This window comes from Waddliaceae bacterium (assembly GCA_018694295.1).
Lineage (GTDB): Bacteria > Chlamydiota > Chlamydiia > Chlamydiales > JABHNK01 > JABHNK01.
Genome location: JABHNK010000032.1, coordinates 1 through 21,782 on the forward strand (window position 1 = coordinate 1; position 21,782 = coordinate 21,782).

At 45.8% G+C, this 21,782-nt stretch carries 23 protein-coding genes, 1 tRNA gene and 1 other RNA gene; 18 read left to right on the forward strand and 7 right to left on the reverse strand.

Going from position 1 to position 21,782, the window contains the following annotated elements; translation table 11 throughout:
* The 3 genes from HN980_03570 to HN980_03580 form a co-directional block, all read right to left on the reverse strand.
* Positions 1-843: hypothetical protein (locus tag HN980_03570; protein MBT6928558.1), on the reverse strand; the 843-nt coding region annotated here is incomplete at its 3' end.
* A gap of 5 nt (positions 844-848) precedes the next feature.
* Entirely contained in the window at positions 849-1,754 is a 906-nt protein-coding gene (locus HN980_03575; protein MBT6928559.1) for an enoyl-[acyl-carrier-protein] reductase, read from the reverse strand.
* A gap of 100 nt (positions 1,755-1,854) precedes the next feature.
* Complete coding sequence (locus HN980_03580; protein ID MBT6928560.1) at positions 1,855-2,661, reverse strand: hypothetical protein; 807 nt, start codon at positions 2,659-2,661, stop codon at positions 1,855-1,857.
* Positions 2,662-2,937: 276 nt separating this feature from the next.
* Between HN980_03580 and HN980_03585 the strand changes: the two genes are divergently transcribed.
* From HN980_03585 to ffs, 4 genes are all read left to right on the forward strand, one after another.
* Positions 2,938-3,825, forward strand: a complete 888-nt coding sequence (locus HN980_03585; protein ID MBT6928561.1) for an RluA family pseudouridine synthase — start codon at positions 2,938-2,940, stop codon at positions 3,823-3,825.
* A gap of 409 nt (positions 3,826-4,234) precedes the next feature.
* Positions 4,235-5,242, forward strand: a complete 1,008-nt coding sequence (locus HN980_03590; GenBank protein MBT6928562.1) for a glycosyltransferase family 9 protein — start codon at positions 4,235-4,237, stop codon at positions 5,240-5,242.
* The gene (locus HN980_03595) at positions 5,217-5,837 is read left to right on the forward strand and encodes a MazG family protein (GenBank protein ID MBT6928563.1); all 621 of its coding nucleotides are present in this window, start codon (positions 5,217-5,219) and stop codon (positions 5,835-5,837) included. Before HN980_03590 ends, HN980_03595 begins: the two co-directional genes overlap by 26 nt.
* Before the next feature lie 40 nt (positions 5,838-5,877).
* An RNA gene (ffs, locus tag HN980_03600) (signal recognition particle sRNA small type) lies at positions 5,878-5,977 on the forward strand.
* A gap of 307 nt (positions 5,978-6,284) precedes the next feature.
* Here the strand turns inward: ffs and HN980_03605 are convergent.
* Complete coding sequence (locus tag HN980_03605) at positions 6,285-8,186, reverse strand: hypothetical protein (protein ID MBT6928564.1); 1,902 nt, start codon at positions 8,184-8,186, stop codon at positions 6,285-6,287.
* Positions 8,187-8,324: 138 nt separating this feature from the next.
* Here HN980_03605 and HN980_03610 point away from each other — a divergent pair, with 138 nt between their 5' ends.
* From HN980_03610 to HN980_03635, 6 genes are all read left to right on the forward strand, one after another.
* Positions 8,325-8,984 (forward strand): hypothetical protein, encoded by a 660-nt coding sequence (locus HN980_03610; GenBank protein MBT6928565.1) that lies wholly within the window; start codon positions 8,325-8,327, stop codon positions 8,982-8,984.
* Complete coding sequence (locus tag HN980_03615) at positions 8,984-9,796, forward strand: CPBP family intramembrane metalloprotease (protein MBT6928566.1); 813 nt, start codon at positions 8,984-8,986, stop codon at positions 9,794-9,796. The genes HN980_03610 and HN980_03615 overlap by 1 nt, the downstream gene beginning before the upstream one ends.
* A 97-nt stretch (positions 9,797-9,893) precedes the next feature.
* On the forward strand, positions 9,894-11,135 hold the full coding sequence (locus HN980_03620; GenBank protein MBT6928567.1) for a serpin family protein: 1,242 nt from the start codon (positions 9,894-9,896) through the stop codon (positions 11,133-11,135).
* A gap of 5 nt (positions 11,136-11,140) precedes the next feature.
* Entirely contained in the window at positions 11,141-12,280 is a 1,140-nt protein-coding gene (locus HN980_03625; GenBank protein MBT6928568.1) for a cysteine desulfurase, read from the forward strand.
* Between the two features lie 15 nt (positions 12,281-12,295).
* Positions 12,296-13,141, forward strand: coding sequence for a hypothetical protein (locus tag HN980_03630; protein ID MBT6928569.1), 846 nt, complete (start codon positions 12,296-12,298; stop codon positions 13,139-13,141).
* Positions 13,142-13,170: 29 nt separating this feature from the next.
* Positions 13,171-14,034, forward strand: a complete 864-nt coding sequence (locus HN980_03635; protein ID MBT6928570.1) for a hypothetical protein — start codon at positions 13,171-13,173, stop codon at positions 14,032-14,034.
* Positions 14,035-14,090: 56 nt separating this feature from the next.
* On the opposite strand, the gene HN980_03640 is transcribed toward HN980_03635, so the two are convergent.
* The 3 genes from HN980_03640 to HN980_03650 are packed head-to-tail and all read right to left on the reverse strand — an operon-like array spanning position 14,091 to position 16,915.
* Positions 14,091-15,329: an HlyC/CorC family transporter gene (locus tag HN980_03640; protein ID MBT6928571.1), complete on the reverse strand. Its 1,239-nt coding sequence runs from the start codon at positions 15,327-15,329 to the stop codon at positions 14,091-14,093.
* Complete coding sequence (locus tag HN980_03645; protein MBT6928572.1) at positions 15,326-16,579, reverse strand: HlyC/CorC family transporter; 1,254 nt, start codon at positions 16,577-16,579, stop codon at positions 15,326-15,328. Before HN980_03645 ends, HN980_03640 begins: the two co-directional genes overlap by 4 nt.
* 3 nt (positions 16,580-16,582) lie before the next feature.
* Positions 16,583-16,915, reverse strand: a complete 333-nt coding sequence (locus HN980_03650; protein MBT6928573.1) for a hypothetical protein — start codon at positions 16,913-16,915, stop codon at positions 16,583-16,585.
* A 182-nt stretch (positions 16,916-17,097) separates the two neighbouring features.
* Here HN980_03650 and HN980_03655 point away from each other — a divergent pair.
* The 8 genes from HN980_03655 (at position 17,098) to ispE (ending at position 21,500) form a co-directional block, all read left to right on the forward strand.
* Positions 17,098-17,169: transfer RNA gene (locus HN980_03655), tRNA-Gln, on the forward strand.
* 71 nt (positions 17,170-17,240) lie between these two features.
* On the forward strand, positions 17,241-18,104 hold the full coding sequence (locus HN980_03660; protein ID MBT6928574.1) for a ribose-phosphate diphosphokinase: 864 nt from the start codon (positions 17,241-17,243) through the stop codon (positions 18,102-18,104).
* 38 nt (positions 18,105-18,142) lie between these two features.
* Positions 18,143-18,703, forward strand: a complete 561-nt coding sequence (locus HN980_03665; GenBank protein MBT6928575.1) for a 50S ribosomal protein L25 — start codon at positions 18,143-18,145, stop codon at positions 18,701-18,703.
* Positions 18,704-18,749: 46 nt separating this feature from the next.
* Positions 18,750-19,367, forward strand: a complete 618-nt coding sequence (locus HN980_03670) for an aminoacyl-tRNA hydrolase (GenBank protein MBT6928576.1) — start codon at positions 18,750-18,752, stop codon at positions 19,365-19,367.
* 19 nt (positions 19,368-19,386) lie between these two features.
* On the forward strand, positions 19,387-19,728 hold the full coding sequence (locus HN980_03675) for a 30S ribosomal protein S6 (GenBank protein ID MBT6928577.1): 342 nt from the start codon (positions 19,387-19,389) through the stop codon (positions 19,726-19,728).
* A 22-nt stretch (positions 19,729-19,750) separates the two neighbouring features.
* Positions 19,751-20,014 carry a 30S ribosomal protein S18 gene (locus HN980_03680; protein MBT6928578.1) on the forward strand — a complete coding sequence of 88 codons (264 nt, stop codon included), beginning with the start codon at positions 19,751-19,753 and terminating at the stop codon, positions 20,012-20,014.
* Positions 20,015-20,052: 38 nt separating this feature from the next.
* A complete protein-coding gene (locus tag HN980_03685) occupies positions 20,053-20,673 on the forward strand; it encodes a 50S ribosomal protein L9 (GenBank protein ID MBT6928579.1) in 621 nt (206 codons plus the stop codon).
* A 2-nt stretch (positions 20,674-20,675) separates the two neighbouring features.
* Complete coding sequence (gene ispE, locus HN980_03690; GenBank protein MBT6928580.1) at positions 20,676-21,500, forward strand: 4-(cytidine 5'-diphospho)-2-C-methyl-D-erythritol kinase; 825 nt, start codon at positions 20,676-20,678, stop codon at positions 21,498-21,500.
* Positions 21,501-21,782: the final 282 nt, after the last annotated feature.

Consider the following 21,782-nt stretch of genomic DNA (forward strand, 5'->3'; position numbering starts at 1 on the left):
GTACCCCACTCCAAAGCTTATCCTTCGGTGGGGTTTCTCCGCGACGATGACAGACATCGGAAGGACGCCACCACTGAGGTTTTCTTCTTTGTATGTTGTCGTGACGAAGTTAAAAAGCCCAAGCTCTTCGAGGTTGCGGCGCGACGTTGCTATGTCGTCGGGGCTGAATAGGTCACCTTCTTTCCACGCGATGCTGTCTCGGACGAAGTCTTCCTCGACGGTGTCTAGGCCCGATATTGTCGTAACGCCATAGCGAGCAAGCTTCCCTGACTTTATTGTTAAAGTCACAGATATCGTTTTCTTCGTCGTATTGGCGACGATGTCTTCGTCGTCGATAACGGCGAAAGGATATCCTGAACGCTGTATCATCGTGAGAGCGGCGTTCTTCGCTGCGACGATATCTTCTGCGAGGGCGGCGCCACCAATTTCTAAATCTAGAGATTCTGGAGAGTATTCCAAGCCTTTCTTGGCGCCAGTATCGACGTCGAAGCTTTCGAGAGTATATAAAGGTCCTTCAACGATTTCGACGATGACGGAATAATTAGTCTCGCCGTGGGTGACGACGACGCGTGTGGTTACAGCAGGCTCGTAGTATCCATAGCTGTTGAGGACTTTGGTGATGAGGGCAACGTCGGAAGAAGCACGGAGTTTTAGGCTCACGATGTTGTTAGGAGGACGTTTTTTTAGGACGAATAGCTGTGATGTTGCTTTTATTGTCTTGGTGATATCGTTGTCTTCGACGCCACGAACTTCGACGGCATACGTCGCCGTGGCAGCTTCGAGGCTCGCAGGAGCGACGACATACAGCAACGGAAGTATCATCAAAGCAAGAAGACGTTTCACGTAATTTATTCCTCTTTAAAACATGGGCTATCAACGGCGACGCCCATGGCGTGAATGCCATTGTCGACGTATAGCGTCGTTCCCGTAACAGCAGCAGCTAGTGGCGATAGCAAGAAAATTGCGGCATTGCCGATATCTTCGGCATACAGGTCTTTTGTTAGGGGAGCGTTGGACTTGGAATAGTCGATCATCTTATCGATGAAACCTATAGCTTTAGCAGCCCTACTCCCTAAAGGCCCTGCAGAGATGGTATTGACGCGTAAGTTCCATTTCCTTCCGGCTTCCCATGCAAGAACTTTCGTGTCGCTTTCGAGTGCTGCCTTGGCAGAACTCATGCCGCCACCATATCCGGGGATGACGCTCTCGGAAGCAAGGTATGTCAGCGATACCGTAGCGCCACCTTCGTTCATGATAGGACCGAAGTTTTGTAGCATGCTGACGAAAGAATATGCCGAAGACCCTACAGCGGCGAGATACCCCGACCGCGACGTCTCTAGCAATGGTTTCTTCACCTCTGGGCCATTGGCAAGAGAGTGGACGAAGAAGTCAATGGTGCCATGGTCTTTGGCGACGGCAGCAGCGACTTCGGAGATGGTATAGCCGCTGTGGGCTTTGTACCTCTTGTTTTCTTTTATGCCGTCAGGGACGTCGGCAGGCGTGTCGAAAGATGCATCGAGAGGGTATATCGCAGAGAACTCCATAAGAGAGCCGTCGGGAAGGTGCCGCGATGCGTCGAATTTCCCGCTTTCAAGGCTCTTGGTGAAGATATTAACGACAGGAACCCATGTTCCTATAAGAATCTCCGCGCCGGCAGCAGCGAGGGTCTTGGCGATAGCCCATCCATACCCTTGGTCGTCGGCGATTCCTGCAATAAAAGCTTTCTTCCCCGATAAATCTATACCTAATGACATAGTATACTCCTGCTATAATGATGTGTTTCCTGCCTGTTATAACAAATATCGCCCTAATTAACAATAGTCGAAAACACCGATATCAGCAGAAATCTATTATCTACAAAGCATATCCTACTGTAAGGTAAACCCCGGCATATCTATTTTTTGTTTCTTCGGTGCCCCAATTTTCGAGGTTTGTTTTGGGGGAGAACACTGTCTCGCGATACATTGGCGTCAGTGTCATATTCCACGTTTCGTTTACCTTATATGTCAAAGGTATCTCGAAGAGGGTTCCCCAGGTGTATTGGCCTTTGGCGCTTATAAACCCTGGAGAGGATTCGTCGAAATAGTCGCCTTCTTCCCATATCGTCAGCGTCGCCTGGGCGTTGAAGCCAACCTCGAATTTCGGAGAACATTCACAGGAAAGATATACGCCGAAAGGTATTCCCCATCGGGCATTCCTTTCCCACTGAGTCCCATACTCTCCATCTGAGACCTTTATTTTAGAATATGACACACCACTATATGGTGTTATACCATATTTATCGTCAACGCTAAACATATAACCTATACGACCTTCAGCTTCCCAGTGATATGTGCGCCAGATGATCTCGCCATCCCAGTTTTCTTTGAAACGTCCTTCATCATGATACGCTTCGATATAGCCATATATGCGGGAAGGCTGGCGATATTCGTATCCTATCATAGCGCCAATGACATCACCTTTGGCTATCACTTCCAGAACGATTTCTTGATATCGACGATGACACCACCCGACACCAGCAAAGACAGTACCGCGATACCCATTTTCCTCGACAACAGCGTTATCTTCTCCAGCATAATCATCCTGTCCGTATACGTTACCTATTACAACAGTACACAGCAGAAAAAAGCCTGCCATTATTAGGTTCGTTATTTTACTCATACATTAAGACTCCTTGTAATATGTTACTTGCTACAATCCATAACAAAGAAAATATTTGAAGTCAAGATATCAGAAAAGGGCAAGCATAGATATATTTGACTATTTAGTTTATTATTGAATTATAACGTACAGAGCATGTAACATTTACAAAAGCCTTCGCGATGGGCGACGAGAGTGTGGCGACACTGCAAACAGGAGTCCAGAGGAAACTTCGTTTCCTTTGGCGGGGAGGAATGGTTGGACAGAGTCCGCTCCACCACTAAAAAGGAACAAAAAATGACGACGTGGAAGGTATCACATATTGATGCGAAGAAGACGTTGCGGGCTTTTCTTAAAGAGAAGCTTGGCGAAGGCTATTCCGTGCGTAAGATCAAGTGGAACATCGACCACCACCTCGTCAGCGTCAATGGCAAAGTCGAACGCCATTCCACCGTAAAGCTTGTTGCTGGAGATGTCGTAGACTTTAATACAAAAAATATTACCGACAACACCATCGAAAAGAAGCGTATCCTCTACGAAGATGATGCTATCCTCGCCTATGACAAACCGCCACGTATGACGACGATGGGAAAAGGGCTTCTGGAGATCTTGCGTAGGAAATACCGCGATCTCGAGCCTGTACATCGCCTAGACAGAGATACCAGCGGTGTAGTGCTCTTCGCAAAGGACAAGAAATATCTTGAAGCCATGACACAGCAGTTCCGCGACAACATCGTTGAGAAAGTATATTGGGCTGTCGTCGATGGTGTTATCAAAGATGAGAGTGGTATCATTGAGAACCGCCTTGCAAAGATCGGAGAAAATCATGGCAGGGCAGTATGGGGAAAGGTTGCTCATGGCAAGGAAGCGGTGACGCGGTGGCGATGTATCAAAACGGGACGCGGAGCTTCTGTTGTAGAGTGTCGTCCCAAGACGGGAAGGACACACCAGATACGCGTACACCTTAATGGTATTGGGCACCCTGTGCTTGGTGACGTACACTATGGCAAGCGTTTCCGTTGCAGATATCGCCCTTCTCGTGTTATGCTACACGCCAAGAAAATATCATTTAAACATCCTATGATAGGTGACAAGATAAACATCACAGCTCCTATTCCTGATGATATGAAAGAAGCGATACGTTATACCAACTGCGGCATGGTTCAAAAAGGGGTAACAGAATGATTGAACTTCCAAGAGTTAAGCTTCCTAAAAAGTTCGGATTTAGGAATAGGAATAGAATTTTTCACCACAGAGCCACAGAGGACACAGAGAGAACAGCAGGCGGGCTAGGGGTTTCACCCCTAGAACCCCGAGGATTTTCTTTTGGGTTTTTGGGGGTCTGGGGGAGAACCCCACAGCCAGATTGTTTTCTTTCTCTGTGTCCTCTGTGGCTCTGTGGTGAAAAAGTTCGGAGTTCGGAGTTCGGAATTCGGCGACAGAAAATCGGTCAGGATATTTATTCAGCAATCAGCAATCAGCATTCAGCATTAACTTTGCCATTCGCTATTTATGATCTCTATGGTAGAATCAATTGTTACCCCAAAAGGGTAGTTTTTATTCGCAATAGGTATTATGTGGAGAGAAAAGAAAGATGAAGATCCTCATCGTTAAGACATCGGCATTGGGCGATATTATCCATACATTTCCTGTCGTGGAGTACCTCAGAAATAAATTCCCCGACGCTGAGATCGACTGGGTGGTAGAAAGAAAGTGCTCAGAAATCGTCGATGCGCACCCCGATGTCAATAGTGTCGTCATCGACACCAAAAAGCAGCCATGGCGTTATGTAAAACCCCTACGCAGAAAAAAGTACGACATTGTTTTTGACCTCCAGGGAAATATTAAGTCAGGGATAATAACAGCGCTAGCACGCTCCAAAGAAAAAGTCGGCTTTTCTTTTAAAAACACCGCAGAATGGCCAAACGTCCTTTTTACAAAGAAAAGGTATAGCATCCCCACAGGGAAGAACATCCGCGATGACTACCTGTCCGTCGTAACACAGCATTTCGGCGATGCCATTCCTGAAAAATTCGATGGCGTGTCTCTTAAAATTTATGGGGAACAGAAGACTGCTATCGATGAGATGTTGAAAAGCCCGATCTTCGAAAATAAAAAGATCGTCATTGTATGCCCAGGGACACGCTGGGACAACAAAAAAGTGTCGGAACAGTGCCTTAAAGACTTCCTAAAGAAAATAGAAAAAGAATATTCGTTCGTCTTCGTATGGGGCGATGATAAAGAGAAAGCCGAAGCACAACGTCTTAACGAAACGTTCAAACATACAAGTACCCTCGCCGAAAAGATGTCGCTGGCAGCTATACAGAACGTTATGGCAGCTGCTGACCTCGTCATCGCCATGGATTCTATGACGCTACACCTCGCTGGGACGACTACGACGCCGACATTCACAGTCTTTGGACCTTCGTCGCCGAAAAAATATAACCCCCAGGGTATCCAGAACAGATGTTTTCAGGGAAGATGCCCATATGGTGAAACTTTCGAAAAGCGCTGCCGCAAACTAAGAACATGCTCGACAGGAGCCTGCATAAAAGACATCACAGGAGAACATCTCTATGGGCGATATATCGAAACTGACTGACGTCCTCGAAACCCTTTTAGGTCCTGAGGGGTGTCCGTGGGACAAAAAACAGACGATGGCATCTATGCGCGAAGCCGTAGTCGAAGAGGTGTACGAGCTTATAGAGGCTATCGACGCCGAAGATGGCGATGACATCCTCGAAGAACTTGGCGACCTTCTTTTCACCGTGATATTCTTATGTAAGATGGCCGAAAAAGAGAAAAAAATAACTCTGCCGCAAGTTGTTCGTGGTGTCGCCGACAAGCTAATACGTCGACACCCACATATCTTCGGAGACGCCGACGTCGCCGACGTCGATGGCGTCGTCGACCAGTGGGACAAGATAAAAGCAGAAGAGAAAAAACATAGAAAACATGTCCTCGATGGCATACCACGAGGGCTTCCAGTGCTAGAACGCGCACAAGAAGTGATAAAACGTGCTCGGAAGATAGAATACACCCCTCTTAAAGGCGAAGATACAGACCTTTTCGTAACAGAAGAAGAACTCGGCGAAGAGCTCCTCAATATCGTCGCCAAAGCGCAGTCTTCAGGCTTCAATGCTGCTGGCTCCCTGCGAAAAGTCTTAACTCACCACGAAAGAAGAATAAGGAGCTAGAATAAAAAGGGTTCTTGTGCTACACTTATCCTTTCTTTTTGCCGGGGACCTCGTGGAATGGGGCAGTCCGAACCAGGTCAGAACCGGAAGGTAGCAGCCTTAAGGACTACGCACTATGCCATAAGATCATCTCCGGCTTTTTTTAGGATTTTTCACCACAGAGCCACAGAGGACACAGAGAGCGCTCACTGCGCAGAGCGCGCGCAGCGGACGCACAGCTATCGCCATTGTCGAGGATTGTATTTTTTTCTTTGTTTTTATTATAGCAAACGTTACAACACAATCCAGTTCTTACGACAACGGCGAGAGGGGGCACTGCCGTGTCCGGGTTTATTCATTGTTCAATGAAAAAGGGGGTCTGGGGGAATCCCCCAGCCATGTTTTTTCCTCTCTGTGCACTCTGTGGCTCTGTGGTGAAAATTCCTATTCCGAACTCCGAACTATTAATTATTTTTCTAGAAAATCTTTGAGCGGTATGTCAACGACACCGTGAGGCTTCGGCGTGTTGACAAATAGTCGCATCCACACCTCTAGCGAAAGCACTGCCCACAGCTGAAGAAAAGACCCTTTCCCTTTCTTCGCTTTTGCCACACGTTTTTTCAGCCAACGTTTTGAGATGTATCCCGATTCCACAACTGTCCCTTCGATAAGCATGGAGAAAATCTCATGAAGAGCAGGGTCTTTTAGCAATGCCCCGAAGTCGGGGCTCAATTCTTTTTTCGGGGTTTTAAGGAGGTCTTCGGGGAAGACGTCTTTTAGGAGACTTTTAAGGACGACAGACGTCTCTTTTTTCTGTATCTTTATGGCGTCGGGGATATTAGCCATATATTCCATGATCCTGCTGTCGAGGAAGGGAGCGCGCAGCTCCAAGCCATTGGCAGCAGTAAGGCGGTCGTATTGGTGTAAGGCATTGTCGGGAAGGGATGTCTTTGCAGAAAAATAAAGCAAAGGAGCAATGTCGTCGTCGATGGCACGCAGACGGAAGAATTTCTGTAGGAAAGTTTCAACATCAAACCTATTGGCAAGGTCAGGAGAGACTCTTTCGAGTTTTCTCTTATTGAAGACGGCGTTTTTGTTGAGGTAGTCGATGATGGGATGTTTTACATGCCATTTCCAGAGAAGATGATATGCTAGCGTTGCGTTGAAGATCTTCGTTATCGGGAAGGCGATATAGCGTATTAAAGCCTTCGACACTGGATGCGCAGGTTTTTTCTTCCATAACTTCGTGCTGTAGGCAAGGTATCGGCTGTCGCCGGCAAAGATCTCGTCGCTTCCGACACTAGAAAATACCCTTGATATTTTTTGCTCTCGAGCCATAGTGGCGAGCTTCCAGGTTTTAAGCAATGAAGGGTCGGCGATAGGCTCGTCGAGAAACCATGTTATCTTGACGAGATTGTCGAGGATGTCGCGAGATGTTATAGCACTACTGGTATTGACGATGCCAAGCTTCTCGCTGATGGCATCGGCGACGTCGGGACTCGCAGATTTCATGCCTTCGAAAGATGTAGAACAACCCATCGGTGAAGGACCGTGAGGGGACTTCTCAGCATAGCATGCCATCACTGCAGAGGCGATGTCATCGCCGAGGAAACAGGAGCTCTCTTCGTCGTCTTTGCGTATCGCTACAGAATCTTTTATGAGGCCGTCGAGGTGTGATGTTATCGCCGTGATGTCTTCGTCGTTTTTTTCTAGGAAGAAAGATCCGTACGACCAGTATGGGTGTATTATGAAGTTTTTGTCGAAGTCATAAAGAAGATAGTATCCAGGAAGGAGCTTGTTGACACCTTCGATGGCAGAGATGTCTTGGGGGATATATCCGAAGAAGAGATATGATGCAATGCCTTCACCAGCAGGTATTTGTGGCATAAGACCCGTGGCGAGGATGCTTTTGAGCTCGCTGCCGAATAGGAAAGTATCGTTATGATGCGACCAATATATAGGTTTTATCCCCACCTTGTCGCGAGCAAGAAGAAGACGATGCTTTTTTGTGTCGAAGATGGCGACGGAAAAGGAGCCGTTTAGCTTAGCGAGGAATTCCGGACCCCAACATTCGTATGACAGAGCAATGATTTCTGCGGTAGAATCGCTATTACAGCGATATCCTTCGTCTTTTAGCTCTTCGCGAAGAGCGTCTTCGTTGAAAATGGTGCCGTCGAGCATAGCCCATACCGTCTGCGGAGGGTTCGATGCTATGCTTTCCTCGCCGTATGCCCCCATCTCGATCTTATTGAAACGGTATGTTGAAATCTCTTCGCTATCACCACGATATGATACAGGAGCAAGCATCTCTTCGATGATGGTTCCCGCTTTGTAGATGGTAGGATGTACAACGCCAGCAAGTGCTCCCATACTATGATAACCTCAGAGTTATATGACCTTTGACATAACTATATATTATGTAAAAGTTTTTTTGCATTTTTTCTTATCGATAATATACAAAAAAGAGTATCGTGAGGTTATACTATGAAATTATCGGAGGTATACGGTATGTGGAAAAATATAGTAGTTGTATGTGCTATGGCTGTAGTCATTGTCGGATGTGCCCCCAAAGATGCAAGCATGGCACGTTATGATAAGAAAGGCGTTGAAAAGACTAGGGTGGTACTGGCGCCTATCGTTGACAAGACATCGTATATGGTGCCGTGGTCGCCGTCGAAAGAACTGACGGAAGAGATATATTACCGTATTGCAAAAGCAGGGAAGTTCTACGTGCCTTCTCATGATATCGCTATGATGCACCTAGATATGAGCAAAGACAATATGTTCTTCACACCAGACTTCATAGGGAAAAACCATGACGCCGATTACCTCGTCACGATAGAACTTTTGGAACACAAGGAAGTGCCATATTATGGTCAGACGGTTAAGCCAGTATATAACAAGAGCATCGAAGGTAAGACTTCGGTGATATATATAACAATAGGCGTCAAAGTCTTCGACCTTCGCGGTGACACCACAAACATTGTCCTTCATGAAGTTATCCATAGCAACCACTTTGTCGGCGCCGAAGGCGCTTTCAGTGACTATACTGCCAAGTCGTTGGGCTCAAAAGAATATCGATACACACCTCTTTCTATAGCGCACCGGCGCTTAACAGCTGGTATCGTTAAGCATCTAGAAACATATATCGAAACAGCACAACGATAATGGAAGAACATATTAACAAATTTTTTATTTCTTTCGCCATAGCAATAGTGACTACATTATTGGCATGGAAGAAGGGTTTTTTTCGTATCGATACGCCTGAAAAGGGGCGTATATCACTGTGGGAGGCACTCTTCGCCTTCGTGATATGTCTTGTCGTTGTGCCTTTCGTTACTACCTTTATAATATATGCTGTTTCCGCTATATTATCATTGGATATCATAGAGAAATTCCACGGATGGATGGTCGTGTTGACGATATGCGTCACCTTCATAACCATTGTAGCATATACTTTAGGCGTCGTAGAAAGAAAGGCGGTGAAGCAGATTTTCGGGGACTTTACGATGAAGAACGTCGCCATCGGAGCTCTTACGTGGTGCGTCGCTGCTCCCGTCGTCATAGCAACGGTGGAGCTTTGTGCTATTGTCGTCTTATATATCACAGGGACAGTCGAAGGGGAGCAGTCCGCTGTAACACAGTTTAGAGCGACGATGGAATATCCCGTCCTTAAAGCTGTAATGGCGGTGATGATCGTAACTATAGTGCCTTTCACCGAGGAACTTCTCTTCAGAGGGTATCTACAGAATTTTTTGAAGAAAATAACAAGCCGTAGCGTGGCGATAATAGTGACGGCGCTGATATTTACTATGTTCCACTATTCGTATGGCATTGGGATGAAGAATATAGTGCTGTTATCCGGACTCTTTGTCTTTAGCATAGCACTAGGATATATATGCGAAAGACAGAAAAGCCTGTGGGCAGCGATAACACTACATATGATCTTTAATGCCGTCACTATAACTGCTTTATTTTGATGATGACACAGGTCATTTTCTTTTTCCTTTTTTCTATCATTTCTTATATAGTAGAAGTCCAAGATATTAGAACCGACAACGACTAAGGAGAAAGCAGATGAACACATTTTTCAAAGGAATTATTATAGCGTTTATGGTCTTTACAGCACAGTTCGCCTGCGCTGATGAAGGACTTAATACTGAACAGAATCACGACCCTCTTACTTCCGTTGTCGAAGGCAACACGCGCTTTGCTATTGATATGTATAAAGTCCTCGCTAGCGAAGGCGATGGCAACCTTTTCTTCGCACCGTATAGCGTATCATCTGCGATGGCGATGACAGCCGCCGGCGCCGTCGGCGATACCGAGAAAGAGATATTCGACGCTCTACGTCTACCTTCTTATTCCGAAGACCTACACACCTGCTTCTCCGAGCTTGTAAACATATTACATAGACCTTCATCATCGAAGGTCGTTTCCGCCAATGCTCTATGGAGTCAAGAGGGGATGCACATCCTTCCGAGTTTCGTCGAAACAACACAACAGTATTATCGTGCACATGTCGACACCCTAGATTTTATAAGAAACAAAAAATACGCCGTAGCAACAATAAACGGCTGGGTTGCTGAAAATACCAACGATAAAATCCTCGATATCCTTACAGAACAAGACGTCAGCGACAGCACACGACTAGTACTCGTCAATGCCCTATATTTCAAAGGGTCATGGCAACATCCTTTCAGAGCCGAGAACACCATAGAAGACCCTTTCTATGTGTCGACAGAGGTTACGACGATGGCCGAGATGATGAACCAGACAACAAAAATTCCGTATCACAAAGGCGAAGGGTATTCTGTCGTAGCACTTCCTTACCAAGAAGAATCTTCAGAAATACCAGGATATGCTATGGTGATAATCGTCCCTGACGACTACAACGGCATCACTGCAGTCGAAGAAAACCTCGATATCGAGACGGTGATGAACGACTACGCATCTCTTGAGCCAACAAAAGTGCAGCTGTCGATGCCGAAGTTCTCCATGAGGAAAAAAGTCCTTCTCAATGAAGTTCTTCAGCAGATGGGGATGGTTACGCCTTTTACCGGCGATGCCGACTTCTCCGACATCAACGGTTTCGGCGACCTTTCGATAAGCAAGGTAATCCATGAGACTTTTATCGATGTCGACGAAGAAGGCACAGAAGCCGCCGCTGCTACTGCCGTGACGATGAATCTTACAAGCGTCTATAGCCCCGAGCCGGCTGTCGTCGTCCGCGCCGACCATCCTTTTATGGCGTTCATCGTAGACCAGGCGACAGGAAGCATATTATTTATGGGAAAGGTAGTAAATCCTAAGGAGTGATGATTATGACACAAAGAAATATATACCTAGACAACAACGCTACAACGCCTTTGGACCCGAATATCCGCGATGTCCTCATTGCGGAGCTCGGTGATGCTCCAACAAACCCCTCGAGTATACATCACTACGGGCAGCAGGCACGCAAAAAGCTGACAGCAGCACGTAGGACGGTAGCGGAATTCCTTGGTGTCAAACCACAAGAGATTGTCTTCACCTCCAGCGGCACCGAAGCTTTGAATATGGTGATACGTGGCATCGCGAAAAAACATACCACAGGGCATATCGTAACCACAGCACTGGAACACGCCGCTGTATATAATACCGTAAAAGACCTGGAAAGCCATGGCTACGAGGTGACATACCTAACCACTGGAGAGCATGGCGCCGTCACCGCCGAAGACGTCAAAGAGGCCATGCGCCACGATACTATGATGGTCGTCGTCATGGCAGTAAACAACGAGACGGGCGTAAAAAGCGAAGTCGAAGCCATCGCCAACATCGCAGAAGAAGCTAAAGTACCTTTTGTAGTCGATGCTGTAGCTTCGCTAGGAAAAGAAGACGTCATCATCCCAAAAGGTGTCTCGGCGATGTGTTTCAGCGGACATAAAATCCACGCCCCTAAAGGTGTCGGCATGGCATATATATCAAAAAAACTTAAGATATCACCACTGCTAACAGGCGGCGGACAAGAGCACGGTCTGCGCAGCGGCACAGAGAACGTCGAAAGTATCGTCGCCTTCGCCGAAGCGATAAAACTTTTACAAGATAACGGCACAAAATATTACAACATGATGGAACTATTGCGTGATAGGCTCGAAGAAGGAATAAAAGCAAAAGTTCAAGGTGTCGTCGTCAATGGCACAGGACCACGGATTTCTAATACCACAAACCTTGCCTTCGAAGGCATCGACGGTGAGACGCTTATCATGAACCTCGACATCGCTGGCGTCGCCGTAGGATACGGCGCAGCATGCTCGTCAGGGGCTCTAGAGCCTTCGAGAGTGTTGGTGAATATGGGGCTTCCAACAAAACGAGTGCGTTCGTCGTTACGCTTTTCAGTGAGTAGGCTTACGACAGAAGAAGATGTCGATAATGCCGTCGATATCATCGCAGAAACAGTAGCGACAATGAATAAAAATATATAAAAATAGGAAAGAAATATGTCATCGTTTGGAATAAATGTATTATCGTTTGACGGAGCTGGCCAGGGCTATATGACTAGAGCAGGCTGGGGGGAAGCGTTTTTTGCAATTACTTCTGAAACAGTCGGAGTACCTCCGATAATAGAAAGAACGACTCATATGAGAGCTAAGGAAGCTGTGGCTGCAGAGATCGCAGAGGGAATCTTAGGCAAAGTGGTTGAAACATCCGAACAGCCTCCGAAAAAAAGGCAAAAAATAGAACCAAAGGACACCATTGCTGCGTCAAAAAGAATGAAAGAAAAGCAAGACGATGAAGTTTACCTGTTTTTCGTTGGAAGCCTCATAGAAGGTTTAAATCTTGACGCGTTGCCCTGGGAAAGTATTACAAAAGACTACAGCCGTTTAATAGGTAAAGAATGGGGTGCCGAAAGCATTAAAAATGACGGTGAAACGTATATCGAAAGAATAAAAAATTTGTTAATAGGGCAAGAAGCTGGAGTCGAAGTAGATGAACGGTTAGGCTGGTTAATAACTCATGCTCTTGTAAAAACCAAAAGCTTCGATGAATTGCCTTGGGATCAAATAACAAAAAAAATACAGGCTCGTTTTCTAGCACCTTATAGCTTGGATAAAATTAGAGTCTTAGCAAAAGATTATAGAAAAAGAATACTAGACTGGAAATCTGAAAAATTACCGGAAAACACAGAGGGTCGTTTGCAACAAACTGAACAAGACCTCGGGCAGGAAGATTGTGAGCATGCTGTGGGACAATCACCAGGCCAAGCTTCGGGAGAATCAGATAGACACCTCGAACAATTTCAAATAGCGATGAAAAGAATTTTTGAAAAAGCTATAAGATCTTAAACGTCATAACAATAACATGTGTAGAAAATATGTTTTCATGTTCTTTAGGACCATACGATGCAAGAAAGTTTTACTCTATTAGAGGAAACTTAAATTGGGAAAAAAAAGATGATGTATTGCCCATGTTAGGGCTTCAAGGACAGGCTGTCGGATTATGGGATTCTACATTGGATGAAAGGCTTATAAAAGCAAAAAATACATGTATTAAAGCACGTAAATGGGAAGTGATAGCTAAAGAGGTTGGCTATGGGGTTACGGCAAAAGATTGCCGTGATCGTTGGATTGCTGTTTTTAGATATAAAAAAGAAACAGCGACAAGACACTGTTATCGTGTCGGTGACAGTGTCAGTGACAGAGAATGCGTATCAGATGATGATAAAGACGAAGATTATATACCTCCAGGAGAGACAAGAAGAAGGTTGATAAAAACAAAGCTAGTTGCCGTCAGAAAAACAATTCCTAAACGAGGGAAAGGGGTAGAAAAAAAGAGGAAATATAAACTGGAAGGGCGAGTGAAACGTTTTGTCAAAATGATTTGGACTGAAGAAGCAGATAGCGCTCTTCGGGATGCGATGAAAATCTTCCCCCCAAAACATTGGAAAGAAAAAGCATGTTATGTCAGCGATAAATTGGGGATACGGGTGACAGATGATCAATGTAATCAACGCTGGAATAGAGTTCTTGATCCCGATATAAAAAAAGACCTATGGTCACCAGAAGAAGAAGAAACTCTTGAAGATCTTGTAAAAAGATATAAAAAGGAGAATCCTAGAAAAAATATCTCCTGGACGAAAATTTCAGCAGAGCTTCAAGACAAAGATTCAGAAGGTCTCAAAAGGATAGATACAGCAATTCGATATCATTATCTCCATAATATGAAAAGGCAACGATAATGAGTATAAAATATAATTATCCGCTATCCCTATAAGCTATTCGCTATCCCTATACGCTAATTAATGGTTTTAACCGATATCGTCTGTACCCCCAAAAGCGTGCTGTCTTCGGCGGTGAATTCAAATTGGTCGACCTTCACCGACTCGCTACGCTCGGGTTCGTGGCCTAATATATTTTTCATGAGATCCGCTAAAGTTTCAGCTTCGGAGACGTCAAGATCGGCGTCGAAAGCATCGTTGAACTCCGTGACTTTCATCGTCCCAGGAAGCGTCTTGTCGATGACACGCAAATATTTCTCGCGAGGCGATAGCGGAACGCTCATCTCCCCGAAGATCTCGTCGAGGATGTCTTGTAAGGTGAGAATCCCTATGGCACTGCCGTCGCCGTCGAGGACGATGGCGATGTTCTTGCCGTTGGTTCGAAATTCATGGAGGATATGCTGTATGTTTGCATCGCCAGAGATAAACCACGGTGGCTTGACATGGCTTTTTACATCGCTACTGTCGTCGACAACGATAAGATCATGAGGGTATGCTATACCTATGACGTTCTCCCTGAAACCTTCGAAGATAGGAAGGTATGGGTAGTAAGCCTTGTTGAGAAGAATACGCATGCGCCCCACAGTATAGTGGTCGGGGAGCATCTGCACCTCGCTTAAAGGAACCATTATCTTTTGCGCGGTAGTGTTCCTTAAATTGAAAATGTTGGCGGCGATGGCGTTGAAGTCTTCCTTGTCATCGTCAGGATGCGAAGGCTCTTTAAGCTCTTCTATAGTCTTCTGCAGCTCGTCGCGGGTGAGGAATATCGTCGTGTTAGCGCTCTCAGCGCCGAAAAGACGGCCCACAACCCTAGACAAAATATTTATCGCCCAAGTAACAGGAACGAGGACCTTCGACGCGGCATGTAGTATCCGTATCCCCGACATGGCGACGTGTTCAGAATAACGACGCGCAGCGAACATAGGAGCAAGCTCTGCGAAGATAAGGACGAGGATAACCTGCGTTATAGGGGAAAAATTCGGGTTTAGCCCCATAGAGCTGTAAAGCATCCTGGAACACTCGGAGCCTACTTGCAAAGCAACGTTGACGCCAATAAGCGTAGTGCCAAAAAGACGCGCAGGGTTCTGAAGAAGGAAGTTCAACATAATAGCCTTTTTGTCGCCACGGCTTATAGAATATTGAAGGTGTATCGTATTGAAAGAGATGCTCGCCATCTCCATCATAGTGAAAAACGCCTGTATCGCTATACATGCTATCGTCAACAGAAGCCATATAATCGTGGTGTCGTATGTCATAGTCGCGACCCCCTCGGTGTGGCGAGCTTCCTGATATATATACGACGTATGCGCGTCTTGTCGGCAGCAAGGACGTGGAACAGCAGGCCATGACTTGTATGCCGAGTGCCGGGACTGGGGATGTCGCCAAGCTCCTCGATAAGCCACCCGCCGATGGTTACCATGTTGTTAGGACTAGGAAGCTCTATGTCGAAAACCTCCTCGACATCGTCGATCTCAAGACGGCCGCTGGCAATGATAATATCGTCGGCAGAACGTGTATATAAAGGCTTCTCATCGTGGTGCTCAGCAATACGGCCAACAACCTCTTCGAAAAGATCTTCGCGGGTGATGACACCAGCGATAGAGCCATATTCGTCGACGACGAGAGCAAGAGCTTCGTCATTTTCGCGATATTGAGAGAATAAAGACTTCGCTGGCGTTGTCTCCGGAATGAAGAACGCCTTCCTAAGAAAAGGCCTGAGATCCTCAGGATCGGAGATATTATGACGATGTAAAAGAAAACGCCGCGCAGTAGCAACACCGATAATATTATCAAGGTCGCCGTCATAGACAGGGACGCGAGAAAATTTCTTCTCTACGAAGATATCACGAAGTACAGCGATGGGATCGCCGATATCATAGCAAACAATGTCTTCACGAGGATGCATAAGCTCTTTGGCGTTGGTCTCCTGGAGATTTAAATACCCTTGGATGAGCTCGGCCTCCTCATGGAATAACACCCCGCGATTCTTCGAGGCCTTCAGCATATGCTGCAACTCTTTCTTAGTGACAGGACTCTCCTTGCTTAAAAAGAAAAATAATACCCGCGATATCGCACCAGTAATGCCGATGATAACCTTCCTGATAGGGCCAAAAAAGCTCTGTAACGACGAAATAACAGGACTGGCAATAGGAGCAAGACGCTCGTTATTGCGAATGGCAAGAGACTTTGGGATGATCTCCCCAAAAACAAGCGTTATAGCTAAAGGAACACCGACACGTAACGACCACCCAGCAAAAGAACCAAATAACGAAGACGCAAAATTTTGTACCATGATATTAGCGAAAATGTTCAACATCAAAATCGTCACAAGAAGATCGCGAGGATGAAGGACAAGACGCGCAATAAGACGCTTGCGATCGTCATGAGAATGCTGGTATGTGCGGACTTTTATCGACGACAAAGAAAACATCGCTGTCTCTGTGCCAGAAAGAAATCCGGAACATAAAGTGAAGACGATAAGACCTATAATAAGAAATGATATCATGGTTCAATCCGTTGGTTTAAAATAAACCTTTGTATAGTCTTCGGGGACGAGACCCAAAACTTTCATCAGCGTAAACTCTACCCAACGAGGATCGTCCTGGCTGTCAATCTGCATAAGAAGATCTTCTTGGCGAGCAAGCTCTTCAACTTTAGTGATCTCTAGAGAATGAAGCCTCTCCTCAAGAATGCGATACTCGCGGCCCTGCCGCGACATCCCGTCTTCATATATAGAAAAACATACTATACAGAAAATAAAGACCCACCACGACCGAAAAAGCACCTCCTCAAGGAAGACTTTCCATAAACGATTGCGACGTGACGATATTTCTCTGTCCATACCACCACTTATAAAGACTTTGCAATTTCCAGGGTAAGCAAAAAATAAACCCATAGTTATTTGATGTAAAAAAAATCTTACAACGGATTCTGAACTTTTTACTTTCTATACTTGAAAGTTATTTACCATATTAGGTAATATGTTTGTTTATTCGGCATGTATTTGCCGTAAGGCGATCTTTCTGGGGTGTCGCCAAGTGGTAAGGCAACGGTTTTTGGTACCGTCATACGCAGGTTCGATCCCTGCCACCCCAAAGTGTACGCATCGTGAGAAGCCCATGGGATGCAAAAGTCATTATAAGATATACACCGGATCCTCACATCCGATGTTTTCAGAAAGGATAGCGCAATATCTATGCACTACCCTCGACGATCTTATCCTTGACACATTTCCTGATGGCGAAGCTTGGGCACAGGCTGTTGAAGACGTTACAAATAACGACGTCTTTATAGTACAGTCGATGGCGCATAAGCCCGACGTGTTCTTGATGCAGCTGCTGATAATCGTCGATGCCCTTCGTAGAGCTTCGGCACGGACGATAACAGCAGTAGTGCCATACCTAGGGTATTGCCGGCAAGACCGTAGCAATAGGGGACAAGAACCCATAACGGCACGACTCGTCGCCTCTATGCTCGAAAAAGCGGGCATAACGAGGATGATAACGATGGACCTACATACCGAACAGGTGGAAGGGTTCTTCGAAGTGCCTGTCGAAAACATAAATGCCACGGCGACGCTGTTCGACGCCCTGGAAATATCGGCAACAGACGATTTCGTCATCGTTGCCGCCGATAGCAGCGCAATGAAGAGGGCACAGCACCTCGCAGAGAAGAAAGGACTTAACATCGCTGTCGTCGACAAAAGACGCCGCAATGACGTCGAAGCAGTAGCGGTGCTCGGTGATATAAACGGTAAAAACGTCGTCATCATCGACGATATATGCTCTACAGCGACGACGCTGACACAAGCAGCAGATGCTTGCATCGCTGCAGGAGCACGAGAAGTATATGGTATAGTAACTCATGGCATCTTCGCAGAAGGCGCCATTGAGAAGATAGAAAAAAGCCCGATGGTGAGACTCATAGTGAGCGACACCATTGCTGGCGTCGAAAGAAATAGCACGGTGATCAAAAAGGTCTCGGTAGCAAAACTTTTCGGAGAAGTTATTAAGAAAATCGTGACGATATAGAAACATCGCCACTTAACAAAACAAAGGAAACAATGATTATGAAATTGTCGGTAACAAAGAGAGCAAAAGCTACGAAGAAAGAAGCTAAGCGTTTTCGTCGTGAAGGTAATATCCCCGCAGTGATATATTCTACACGTAATGACGCAGAAAACATCGTCGTAGACGGTGAAGAATTCGCCACAGCTATGCGCGCCATAGAAAAAGGTGGGCTGCCAACGACTACATTTACTTTGACCGATGGCGAAGGCAAAGAACGCCGCGCTGTTGTTAAAGATATACAGTATCACATTACAAGCTATGACATCTTACACCTAGACTTCGTAGAACTTTTCGACGACGTCACAGTACGTGTCAACGTGCCAATACGCTTTAAAGGTGTAGAAAAATGCGAAGGAATAAAACTCGGAGGAGTGCTTCGTTCCGTGATACGCTATTGTAATGTGTCATGCTTACCAGCAGATATCCCACAACAATTCGTCCTAGACGTCAGCAAGCTAGCAATGACACAGTCGCTGCGACTGCGTGATATCGCTTTCTCGAAAGGCGTAAAGCCTCTGTCGAACGTCGATGAAGTCGCCGTAGTTATAGCAAAACGATAAATAATAATAAGAGAAAGGTTTCGTGGAAGAAAATAACGCCAAAAACATGCTGATAGTAGGCCTCGGGAACCCCGGAAGGCAATATGCTAAGACACGCCATAATATAGGATATATGGTAGTCGAAGACTTCGCAGCGAAAATAGGCGCTACTTTCAAAGAGGAAAAGCGCTTCCTAGGAAAGATGGCTAAAGGCGTCGTCGGTGACGTAACAGTCAGGATGCTCCTCCCCGAAACATATATGAACCGTAGCGGTATGGCAGTAAGAAAGACAGCAGATTTCTTCGGCATCAACGCCGCTGATATCCTCGTCGTCGCTGATGATGTCGCTATCGACTTCGGAATGGCAAGAATACGCCCAAAAGGCGGTGCAGGAGGACATAACGGCCTCAAAGATATAACACTGCACCTAGGGACAACAAAATACTGCCGACTAAGGATAGGGATCGGAGACAGAGAACATGGTGACCTGTCGGGACATGTCCTCAGCGGCTTTAACAAAGAAGAAAAGGAACGCCTCGATGATATCGTCGTCGATGGCGCCGATATAGTACGGCGATGGTGCCGCGAAGATATCATAACGATAATGAATGATGTCAACGTCAAGCAAAAAAGTTCCACTGAAAATGAAGAAAATAAAGAACAAGAAGAAACCCCTAAAGAATAAGGGATAGGAGAACATAATGATAAACAAAGAGAAAAAGAATCTATATGAAGGGATGTATATCCTGTCGTCAACACTTAGCGATGACGCCAGAAAAAAAGCCCTAGATAAAATCGTCGTAGAAATAACGTCACAGCACGGTGAGATACATAAAATCCACGAACAAGGAAGACGTAAGCTCGCTTATGAGATCGATGGACATCTAGAAGGATATTACTACTTGATATATTTCTCAATAGCACCGTCGGCGATAGAAGAGCTGTGGAAAGAATACCACCTCAACGAAGACCTTGTACGTTTTATGACGATACGCGCCGAAGAGGTTAAAGAAACATTAGAATTTAAAACTTTAGAAGAAAAATAAAAAATAAGGAGTCAAAATGATGATGGGGAACACCTCACAGGGACCAAAAAGACGGAAGCCTTTCGGACGTAAAAGACGTAAAACGTGCCCGTTCACATCTGCAGGGATAAAGCCAGCAGATATCGATTATAAAGACGTAGAGACATTGAAGCGATTCATCACAGAACGCGGAAAGATTTTACCTCGAAGAATAACAGGCATCTCGGCAAGCCACCAAAGGAAGCTTTCCAGCGCAATAAAATTAGCGCGACATGTCGCCCTTCTGCCTTTCGTAGCAGAAGAATAAAAGAAGAATTATAACGTATATAAAAGGAGTTAATACCAATGACAAAACAGAGTGAACTACTTCTTCTTGAAGACGTCGAAGGCTTAGGACGTAGCGGTGACATCGTTGTCTCTAAAGCAGGATATGCTCGTAATTTCCTTATGCCTAAAGGATACGCCGTCCTCGCTGACAACAACGCTAAACGTATGCAGTCGCGACTACAAGAAGAACGTTTGAAAAAAGCTGCCCTAGACAAAGAACAGTCCGAAGCAGTAGCAAAACTTGTTAACGATATCACAGTAACAACAGAGGTTAAAGTCGACAACGAAGGGCATATGTATGGCTCTGTTGGTACGGCAGATATCGCAGCGTTACTAGAACAGCAAGGCATCGCTGTAGAGAAACGTAGCATAAAACTTAAGCATCCAATAAAGAAGGCTGGTATCTACGACATCACACTAAATCTAAAAGAAGATGTCGATGCTGCTTTCAAGCTTAAAGTTATGCCTGATGAAGCAAGTACCTTCGTCTTCAAAGAAGAAGAAGACGAAGTCCCAGCTGAAGAAACACCAGTAGTTGAAGAAGCTCCTGTCGCCGAAGAAGCCGAAGTGGCTCCCGTCGCAGAAGCCGAAGAAGCTCCTGCTGTCGAAGAAGCTCCTGCCAAAGACGTTACTGAATAATAATGCTGAAACTATCGTCTCCGGCGAAAGTCAACCTATTTCTTAAAGTGGTACGCCGTCGTGACGACGGCTTCCACGATATCGTCTCGCTATTCCAGACGATATCATTAGAAGACAGGTTGACTTTTTCTTTTTCAGAAAAAGACAAAGTCTCATGCTCAGATCCCTCCATCCCTACCGACGGAAGGAACCTCGTAAACAAAGCACGAGACCTCTTCCGTAAAAAGACGGGCACCGACGCCACATTCGATATCGCCATAGAGAAAAACATCCCAGCAGAAGCAGGCCTCGGCGGAGGAAGCAGCAACGCCGCAACAACACTATGGGCGCTAAATACCCTAGCAGGAAACCCTGCTACACACGACGAACTAAGAGAATGGGCTTCAGAACTCGGCTCCGATGTGGCATTCTTCCTGTCGCACGGCACAGCACTCTGCACAGGACGCGGAGAGAAAATAAAAGAACTGCCACCACTGCCACAACAAGATATATGGATAGTAAAACCCCACTACGGCCTGTCAACACCCCTCGTATACAAAACCCTCGACCCCACAACAATAACACCCTGCGACGCAGAATCACTAATATCAAACTTCTACAACAATAACCCACAATACGTCAACGACCTCGAAACTCCAGCCTTCACAATAACACCCGAACTCTCAGCCCTTAAAGACACCCTCCTCGCCAACGATTACGACGCTGTCCTCATGTCAGGGTCAGGAACAAGTATCTTCTGCATAGGAAATACCACACCACCCACAATCCCAAACACAACAACCTTCAAAACAACATTCATCAATCGTTCCACAGATTCCTGGTACTAAATGTCATCTGACAAAACATCAAACCTTTGTACCTTGTGTTTTCGTGGTTTTCAATGCGCTTTTTCAATGGATTTTGGCATGGTTCAAAACATGCCATTTTATGGTAACGGTTGATTCTACCATAGAGATCATAAATAGCGGATAGAAGAATTTCAGAATAGGACTTTCTACCACAGAGACACGGAGAACACAGAGGAAGAAAAAGATCTGGCTGGGGGATGCTCCCCCAGACCCCCAGACCCCCAAAAGAAAATCCTCGGGGTTCTAGGGGTGAAACCCCTA